9 protein-coding genes are annotated in these 8,330 nt (G+C 65.0%); 2 read left to right on the plus strand and 7 right to left on the minus strand.

The features are described 5' to 3' along the window. The coding region (locus tag AC1DRP_RS32485; protein ID WP_476770660.1) for a Rossmann-fold NAD(P)-binding domain-containing protein at nt 1–429 on the minus strand (429 nt) is incomplete at its 3' end. A gap of 160 nt (nt 430–589) precedes the next feature. Here AC1DRP_RS32485 and AC1DRP_RS32490 point away from each other — a divergent pair. Continuing rightward, nucleotides 590–1,015 carry an Lrp/AsnC family transcriptional regulator gene (locus tag AC1DRP_RS32490; RefSeq protein ID WP_043242225.1) on the plus strand — a complete coding sequence of 142 codons (426 nt, stop codon included), beginning with the start codon at nt 590–592 and terminating at the stop codon, nt 1,013–1,015. Nucleotides 1,016–1,210: 195 nt separating this feature from the next. Here the strand turns inward: AC1DRP_RS32490 and AC1DRP_RS32495 are convergent, their stop codons facing one another. The 4 genes from AC1DRP_RS32495 to gcvA form a co-directional block, all read right to left on the minus strand. Next, nucleotides 1,211–2,560: a patatin-like phospholipase family protein gene (locus AC1DRP_RS32495; RefSeq protein ID WP_476770656.1), complete on the minus strand. Its 1,350-nt coding sequence runs from the start codon at nt 2,558–2,560 to the stop codon at nt 1,211–1,213. Between the two features lie 151 nt (nt 2,561–2,711). Beyond that, nucleotides 2,712–4,106 (minus strand): sensor histidine kinase, encoded by a 1,395-nt coding sequence (locus AC1DRP_RS32500; RefSeq protein WP_441509001.1) that lies wholly within the window; start codon nt 4,104–4,106, stop codon nt 2,712–2,714. Then, nucleotides 4,103–4,777: a response regulator gene (locus AC1DRP_RS32505; protein ID WP_441490411.1), complete on the minus strand. Its 675-nt coding sequence runs from the start codon at nt 4,775–4,777 to the stop codon at nt 4,103–4,105. The genes AC1DRP_RS32500 and AC1DRP_RS32505 overlap by 4 nt, the downstream gene beginning before the upstream one ends. 176 nt (nt 4,778–4,953) lie before the next feature. Continuing rightward, the gene (gene gcvA, locus AC1DRP_RS32510; protein WP_476770657.1) at nt 4,954–5,883 is read right to left on the minus strand and encodes a transcriptional regulator GcvA; all 930 of its coding nucleotides are present in this window, start codon (nt 5,881–5,883) and stop codon (nt 4,954–4,956) included. A 105-nt stretch (nt 5,884–5,988) separates the two neighbouring features. On the opposite strand from gcvA, the gene AC1DRP_RS32515 reads away from it, so the two are divergent. Beyond that, on the plus strand, nt 5,989–6,204 hold the full coding sequence (locus AC1DRP_RS32515; RefSeq protein WP_069877934.1) for a DUF1127 domain-containing protein: 216 nt from the start codon (nt 5,989–5,991) through the stop codon (nt 6,202–6,204). Between the two features lie 133 nt (nt 6,205–6,337). On the opposite strand, the gene sorB is transcribed toward AC1DRP_RS32515, so the two are convergent. Together sorB and sorA are read right to left on the minus strand one after the other, a co-directional pair. Then, entirely contained in the window at nt 6,338–6,661 is a 324-nt protein-coding gene (gene sorB, locus AC1DRP_RS32520; protein WP_476770658.1) for a SorB family sulfite dehydrogenase c-type cytochrome subunit, read from the minus strand. 11 nt (nt 6,662–6,672) lie between these two features. After that, a complete protein-coding gene (sorA, locus tag AC1DRP_RS32525; RefSeq protein WP_476770659.1) occupies nt 6,673–7,893 on the minus strand; it encodes a SorA family sulfite dehydrogenase catalytic subunit in 1,221 nt (406 codons plus the stop codon). Nucleotides 7,894–8,330: the final 437 nt, after the last annotated feature.

The raw sequence follows: 8,330 nt of genomic DNA on the forward strand, positions 1-8,330 counted from the left end.
GTTCAGCGCCTTGAAGGCCAGCGCCTGGAACTCCGACTGGGAGCCGAGGCCGATGATCGCCATCACCGCGGCATCCTCACGGGCGAGATAGCGGGCGGCGACGGCCGAGGTCGCCGCGGTCCGTAGCGCCGTGGTGATCGTCATTTCGGAGAGCAGGCGCGGATATCCGGTCTCGACATCGGAGAGGACGCCGAAGGCCGTCACCGTCTGCAGGCCGGTGCGCGTGTTCTTGGGGTGGCCGTTGACATATTTGAAGCCGTAGAGCTCGCCGTCGCTGGTCGGCATCAGCTCGATCACGCCGTCGGCAGAATGGCTGGCGACGCGCGGCGCTTTCTCGAACAGGGACCAGCGCCGAAAATCCTCCTCGATGTAGCCCGCAAGGCCAATCAGATAAGGCTCGATGCCGATGGCAGCGATCAGCCGAACCATGTTCTCGACGCCTACATACTGAACCATTGGTCGGCCCTCCTGCGATATTTTCTGGAATGGAGGGCATTCTAGCCAATGCAATTTGCACACTGAATTGCGAACAAGTTCAGATATGTGCAATTTACCGATCAAATCGCTCACTTCGAATAGACAGATTGCCATGCATATCTTCGACGAGCTCGATCACCGCCTGATCGCAGCGCTACGAGAGGACGGGCGCGCCCCGATCTCGAAGCTCGCGACCATTCTCGGCGTCTCGCGCGCAACGGTGCAGACCCGCCTCGACCGGCTGATCGAGTCGGGCGCGGTGCTCGGTTTCACCGTGCGCTCCCGGCAGGATTATGACGACAAGGCCATTCGGGCGATCATGATGATCGAGGTCACAGGCCGCTCGACGACCGCGGTGATCCGGCAGATGCGCGGCCTGCCGGAACTGCATTCGCTGCACACGACCAATGGAACCTGGGACCTGATCGCAGAGATCCGCGCCTCCAGCCTCAGCGATTTCGATCGCGTGCTGCGCGAAGTCCGCACCATCGACGGCATCCTCAACAGCGAAACCAGCATTCTGCTCAGCTCGGTATAGCCGGCGGGGAGAGCTCTCTGCGCAGCAGGGGGGGTAGGCGTCTTCGCACCCAACCGACATCCCTCCATCAAGGCCCTCCCGGCGCGACAGCAGCGCAGCCAATAGCGGCCCCGGCCCACCACGACGCAGCGCGCGAGCCGGCAGAGAAGAAAACGGCGGGTTGGGATTGCCGGGCTCTGCTGTTGCCGAAGGCATTCAGCCGTGGGGCGGGCCATCGCGCCGCGCCGGTTTGATGAAGCTGCGATAACCTTCGTTGCCGAGCAGCAAGGTTCGCCCCAGGCCCGCGAGAAAATCGACATCGCCGGATTTCAGGCTGAGCGTGTTGTGCAGTTGGAGAATGTGAGCCTTCTCTGCCTGCCCGCTCACATCCGCGAGGGACAACCGCACCACGCTGACATCGAGCCTTCCGCACCCGGCCTGTGCTCCTGCCCTGCCGCAGCGCCAGCGAACCAGCCGGTCACGCCAGTGYGCAGCCTCCCCTTCCAGCGCGTCAAGGCTCATCCGGCTGGCGCTATCGATCATCGCATCGGCAGCCGCAACGATCGCCGACGGCGCTGTCGGGCCCTCGACTGCGCTGGACATCTCGCCACCGACACGCGTGGAGGCGTCGGCCACGATGATGATCAGGCGCTCGAGATGCCGCGCGGCAGCGATGCCCAGAGGTTCCGGCGCAGGCTGCTTGAGCGACCTGATGAGATTTCGCACCGCAAGATTGTCGACGAGGCCGCCGTCAAGCAGCTTGAGATAGCGGAGATCCGGCGCACTGGCGTATCGCGCCTGGGATTCCGCAACATGCCTGTCGAACTCGGAGCTCCCGGTAGGATGGCGGACCGCGGCCGGCGCATTTCGGGCAACGGGGCAGTCCCCGGTGAAATTCTGGAGGACGACCGGAGCGAAGGCGACCGGCACCGCGGACGAGGCCGCGACCGCGTGCGCCAGGGGAAAGCGGTCATAGTCGCTGYAGATCGAGCGAAAGCTCGCCCGATCGAACGGGAACGGCGCCCGATTGTAGAGATCCGTCGCGTGCAGCAGCAGCCTTGGTCGTCCGCGTTGACCGAGATCGCCCATCGTCGCGCCGCCATAGAGGCTGGCATCCAGCCAGGCCGCAAGACCGGAGAGATCATTCACGCCGCCATGATAGGCGCGCAGCAGGTTCTCGGGCGTATAGGCCATGCGCAGCGACGCTTCTGCGTCCTGGTCGAGAAAGGCGCGGCGGAACTCGGGCAAGGCTCGCGGCCCGTGCAGGGCCAGATGGGCGGCAAGAATGGCTCCACCGGAGACACCGGCGACCACGCCAATATCGTCGGCGAGCCTGCGCGTCTCATCGCCCGGAGACGGCTGTTCGGCCAATGCCGACAGCACGCCATATCCGAAGGCCGCGGACCGCGCTCCTCCGCCCGAGAATGCGAGGATCACGCCGGTGCGCGCCGGAACTCCCGCAGACAGCCGCACTGCGGGAGCGGGATCATGCATTAGCGGCGCGTTCGAGGGCAGGTTGGCGGGCGCGGCACACGCTGCAGTCCAGAGCGCAAGCATCGCCGTCATCAAGAGGGGGCGCCGCGCTCTGGCGACACGCCCGCAGCGAGCAGCAACAGTCAGGAAACAGGCTTTCAACGATGCCGGCCTTCTCAGCCGCGACAACGTCTCCGCACGATGCGTGACCATTCGCTGGCCAGCGACATCTCGCCCGCGTGGGTTATGTCAGCATTATGCCCTGGCAGGAGGGATCAACCGCGGGCGGCGGCAATGTAATCCGCAAGCGCGCGCCGGACGCGGCCGGGTCGAGGGCGGTGATCTGGCCGGAATGGCGCCGAACGATCTCCTGGACGAGGTGCAGCCCCAATCCCGCTCCCCGCTCGCGCGGCGCCAGCCGGCAGAACGGCTCGAAAATGCGGTCGCGCTGATCGACGGGCACGCCAGGCCCCTCGTCGGCGACCTCGATCGTCCGCTCGCGCCCGACAGCGATCGTGATCGTGCCGTGGCGTCCGCCGTGCTGGATTGCGTTCTGCACGAGGTTGGCCAGCGCCCGTTCAAGCGCGGACTGGTCGCCCCATGCTGCAACCTGGTCGGCCTCAGCCTCGAAGGCCACCTGATAGCCTGAGGCGATCGCCAGCGGCGCGAGATCGGCGGCGACACGCCGGCCGATCGTCACGACGTCGATCCTGGCAAAATCCTTGGTGCTGTGATCGATCCGTTGCAGGTCGAGCAACTGCTCCGCCATGACGGCAAGCCGCGCTACGTCTTCGTAAAGCCGCGCCCGCTGAGCCGTATCCGGCAGGATATCGAGCCGCGTCTGCAAAATCGCGATCGGCGTCCGCAGCTCATGTGCAGCATCACCGAGAAAACGCTTGTGCCGCACATGGCCTTCGTCGAGCCGCTGCAGGGCGCGGTTGACCGCAGCGACGACCGGGGTCAATTCGCTCGGGGTGGCGTCGGTCGGCAGGCGTTCGCCGTGCCGTTCGATATCGATCCGCTCGGCCTGCTCCGCTACCTTTCCAAGGCCGGCAAGCGCCCTGCGCACGACGATGGGCGTCGCAATGATCGTCGCCAGCCCCATGACCACAAGGGCCGGAAGAACGAAGCTCATGAAGACGATCAGGAGCCCCTGAACGAGCCAGCTCAGCGGCGCCTCTTCCCCCGGTCCGGTTGCAATCTGGATCTGCCCCGCGGCGCCATCGACCCAGCGGATCAGTGCATTCGTGCGCGGGGGATCGCCAAGATTCCAGCCGAGCCTCGCAACCCCGACATCGTCGAGCGCGTCGTCGATGCGTGCGAAATGGGGCGGCGGAGCTCCCTCGGTCAGCGTATGGCCAAGCCGGTCGCGCACGATGAACCAGAGATCGGGAACATCCGACCGCAGCTTCGCCAGCGCCGGCGTCGTTTGCAGGACAAGCCTGCCGGCAGGATCGCGCGTGACCGCGCTCTTCAGCACATCGACCGTCACATCCTCGGATTCGAAATTGAACAGATGGCCGCCGAGGTAGAGCGCACCGATGACCAGGACGACGAGCAGCGAGAGCGTCGCGGCCTGCAACGCGAGGAGGCGCCGGACGAGGCGCCATTTCAGCGAATGCGCGCGCGGCCAGGTCATGCCGCGTGTTTGAGGAGATAACCGACGCCGCGAATTCCGTGAATCTCGAGGCCGGCCCCCGCCTTCGTCAGCTTCCGACGCAGGTTCGACACATGCATGTCGAGCGCATTCGATTGGATTTCGTCATCGAAGCCGTAGACCGCCTCCTCCAGCGCGGCACGCTGCACCGTGCGCCCACGTCGGCGCAGAAGAGCCTCCAGCACCAGCAGCTCCCGGCGCGGCAAATCGAGCCCAACCCCATCAATGGTCGCGCAGCGATCATGCCAATCATAGTCGAGGCGCCCTGCCCGTATCCGATCGGGAGCCATCACCGGCGCACGGCGGAGCACGGCTCGCAGCCGAGCCAGCAACTCGTCGATCGCAAACGGCTTGGCGAGATAGTCATCGGCTCCGATGTCCAGGCCCTTGACCCGGTCCCCGAGGTCGCCCCGCGCGGTCAGCACGATCACCGGCGCGATCTGCTTGCGGGCACGAAGCCTCGGGATCAGCGTCAGGCCGTCGCCGTCCGGCAATTGCCGGTCGAGCAGAATTGCGCTGTGCGCCGCAGTCGCGATCGCCTCCTCCCCTTCCGCCAGCGTGGTGACATGGTCGACGACCATGTCGTGCTGGGCCAGGGCTGCGCGGAGCGCCGCCGCCATTTCCGGCTCGTCTTCCACCAGGAGAATGCGCATGGCTAGGACAGGCTCGCTTTGACCCAGCCTCTCCTGACGCAGCAACATTGCCGCGAGGTTGCGCGCATTCGAAGTCCCCCTGGACGAGAGGGTGCTTGCCAGGTTCCGGCGAGACGATCCGCTCATTCCGGCCGCCCTGGATCGCGGCGCAGCCTACGCCCTTCCGGGATCGCAGGTCATGGTGTCACCACCGCGCGATGGGCGGCAGCTTCGCCCCATATCCAGGCCCGAAAGGCCGCAATGGCCGGCCTTTCGGCGGAGATCTCGGGGCAGACCAGATAATATTGATGTGGCCCTCTGACCTGATGCGGGAAGGGCCGGACGAGGCGACCCGCATCAAGATAGTCCCCGATCAGGACATTGGTGGCGAGGGCTATGCCCTGGCCCGAAGCGGCCGCCTGCAAGGCGAGGAACATGTGCGAGAAGCTCGGCCCTCGCGTCGCATCGATGTCAGGCAGCCCAACCGCGGACAGCCAGCGCGGCCAGGTGACATAATCGAGTATTCCATCCGGGATCTCATGCAGCAGCGTGTGATGGCGCAAATCAGCGGGCTCCTGCAGGGGCCGGTCGGGATCACCGAGCAGGGTGGTGCTGCAAACCGGAAAGAAATTCTCCTCCATCAGCAGGTCCGAGCGCAGGCCGGGATAGAGGCCGCGGCCGGAGCGGATCGCCACGTCCACATCCTCGCCGTCGAAATTGGTCAAACCCGTCGAGATCGAAACGCGCACCTCAAGATCGGGGTGACGCTCCTTCAGCGAACCGAGGCGGGGGATCAGCCAAGTGAGGGCGAAGGTCGGCAATGTGCTGACAGTCAGAATACCGGGCGCATCAGGCCGTAAGGCGCGCGCCGTGGCCTCGTTGAGCTGATCGAGCAGCAGCGAAACGGTCGCGGCATAGCGTTCCCCGACCGCCGTCAGGGCGACGCCCTTGCTCGGCAGGCGCGTAAAGAGAGGGCGGCGCAGCCAGGCCTCAAGCGATCTCACCTGCTGGCCGACCGCACTGGCGGTGACGGCGAGTTCGTCCCCGGCCTTCTCGAAGTTGAGGTGCCGGGCCGCGGCTTCGAAAGCGCGCAGAGAGGTCAAGGGCGGAAGGTGGCGGCGCGTCATGGGGAAGCGAAGGAAACCTTGGGCTGAAGCCAAGAAGTTCGCATTTGCTTGGACCCCAGGCAAGGAGCAGATTTGCTGGCGAAACCTGAGACAAGGGAGGCCGTCATGTCGACCAGGCCAGCCATAGAAAACCTTCTGCCACTCCCTGCCGCACCGTCGATTCACGGCCTGTCGCGCCTGCTGCTCCGTCTTGAAACCTGGCTCAACGCCAAAGCCAGCGCACGCGCGCTCTACCGCATGGATGACCGTGCATTGTCAGATATCGCGCTCTCCCGCAGCGACGTGGAGCGCGTCAACGCCACGGTCCGACTGCCGGATTGACGGCTTTGCCGGCAGAGTGCCGGGTTTCTGGAGGACGCGGCGGCGACGGGGTCTTTGCGCGGCTTGATCGTGCATCGTGAAGCCGGGATCACAGTCAGGCCCGTCGCAACCGAGACGCGCGGCCCTTCGTTCCTCAATAGGTTTTGGCCAGGTATTCGGCGATCGCCTTGGCATCGGCCTCGTCGATCGGGGCGCGGTAGACCTTGATCATCTTCTGCACCTCGGCGTCCCAGAAGGCCTGCCCCTTCTTCGGCGGCTGGAAGTTGACGTAGTCGACCGAGTGGCACGACATGCAGTTGTTCTTCGCCGCCTCGAAGCCGGGACCGGGGCCCGGCTTGAGCACCGCCGTTTCAGCGGGCAGTTGATAGGTTTTCGGCATTGCCAACGCCACCCCGGCCAACGCCACGCCGACAAGGCAGAGCCCRAAAGCCGACGCCCCAATGAAGCGCAAGGTCATGACCACCTCCATCACGCGGCCGTCACGCGCGTCGTCTCGACGACATTGCGCATATAGCCCGCCGGATTCCACAAGGGCTCGATCGGCTGCGATTGGCCGATCCGGCTGGTCGCCCTGACCATCAGCACATGCTCACCTTTGGGCAGCCGGACCGCTGCCTTCCATTCGCGGAAAGAGTATTTTCCGAGATTTTCGCCAAGCGTCGCCGCAAGCCAGGTTTTCCCACCATCCGGCGAAATCGCGACATCGGTGACGCCATAGCCGCCGTCAAAGGCGATGCCGCGCAGCATGACATCTGCATTGGCCCTCACCGTTGCCCCGTTCTGCACGCTGGTGATGAAGGAGCGGACGCTGAAGCGGTTGATCGGCACGGTCGCGGTCGGCGCCTTGCCGGGCTCGGTGCAGGCACAGGCATTGGCGGGGATGCGATAGGCCGACGTCATCCAGAACCCATCGAAGGCCTTGTCGAGCACAGCGATCTCGCGGAGATGCTTGACCCAATAGGTTCCGAAATAGCCCGGCACCACCAGGCGCACCGGGAAACCATTGAGCCAGGGCAGATCCTCGCCGTTCATGGCGTAGGCCAGCATGACCTCGCCGTCGCCGGCATGGTCGATGTCGAGCGCCTTGATGAAATCCGGCGTGTCGGGGATCATCGGCCCGTCGAGGCCGTCGAAGGACACCTGCACCGCCCCGGCCTGGACACCCGCCTTGTCGAGCACAGCCTTGAGCGGCACGCCCCTCCAGCGTGCATTGCCCATCGCACCGTTGGCGAGCTGGCCGCCGGCGACGCGCGGATCGAACAGGCCGCGGCTGTTACCGGAGCACTGGTTCACGGCGATGATCTCGGCTGGCTCGAACCCCGTCTTCAGTTCCTGAAGCGAGAGCGATAACGGCTTGTCGACCTTGCCCGTGATCGCGATGCGGAAGGCGTCCGGATCGATCTCGATCGGGATATCCGCCAGATGATAGCGCACGAAGAACGCATCGTTCGGGGTCAGAAGCCCGTCATTGAAGACGCCGAACGGGGTTTCGAGCTGGGGCGGGCGCGCCGTCAATTCAATCAGCGGGCGTTTGCCGGGATAAGCGACGAGCGACCGCTCGCCATTGTCAAAGGGTAGCCTCACCGTTTCGGCCGCGAAGGCAGCAAGACCTGCGCCCTCGCCCACTGCCACCCCCAGCCCCAGCACGGCGCGCCCCGCCGCTTTGAGCATTTGCCGTCTGTTGAACATGGCGCTCCTCCGCAGGACATATTCCTGGCGAATAGAAAGGCACGCAGGCTCGGTTCGTGGTTCTACGCGACTGAAGCGCCGCGGCTCAGGCAGTGCGAACCCGGGGCCGCTCGGCAGCCCGCTTCGTTGGTCCGCGATCAATCTAATACAGGTAAGGGCCGACCGCCACGGCTGGGATGCCGGAGACATGCCACACAGAACCGGGGCCGTCGCGCGGACGAATCGACGTTTTCAACAAAATGCGAATCGGCTGTTGACACCCGAAACCTGATTCGCTTAAACACTGCTCATCGAGACGGCGCCGCCGCTGGCGGGGCCGCTCTACTGCGCTTCATGAGAGCTTCGGGCCTTGTAGCCGAGAGATCGGTTGGCCTGCTTGTCTTTGTTAGACGCACCGCTGTTTGAAAACTGAAGACAGAAAGAGAAACGTGGACGGC

Source organism: Allobosea sp. 01N443, assembly GCF_056399325.1.

What these genes read in the sequence shown, in the direction of transcription:
- AC1DRP_RS32500 (WP_441509001.1), bottom strand. Translation starts at nt 4,106, where the DNA reads ATGACCTGGCCGCGCGCGCATTCGCTGAAATGGCGCCTCGTCCGGCGC.
- AC1DRP_RS32515 (WP_069877934.1), top strand. Translation starts at nt 5,989, where the DNA reads ATGTCGACCAGGCCAGCCATAGAAAACCTTCTGCCACTCCCTGCCGCA.
- AC1DRP_RS32490 (WP_043242225.1), top strand. Translation starts at nt 590, where the DNA reads ATGCATATCTTCGACGAGCTCGATCACCGCCTGATCGCAGCGCTACGA.
- sorA (WP_476770659.1), bottom strand. Translation starts at nt 7,893, where the DNA reads ATGTTCAACAGACGGCAAATGCTCAAAGCGGCGGGGCGCGCCGTGCTG.
- AC1DRP_RS32505 (WP_441490411.1), bottom strand. Translation starts at nt 4,777, where the DNA reads ATGCGCATTCTCCTGGTGGAAGACGAGCCGGAAATGGCGGCGGCGCTC.
- gcvA (WP_476770657.1), bottom strand. Translation starts at nt 5,883, where the DNA reads ATGACGCGCCGCCACCTTCCGCCCTTGACCTCTCTGCGCGCTTTCGAA.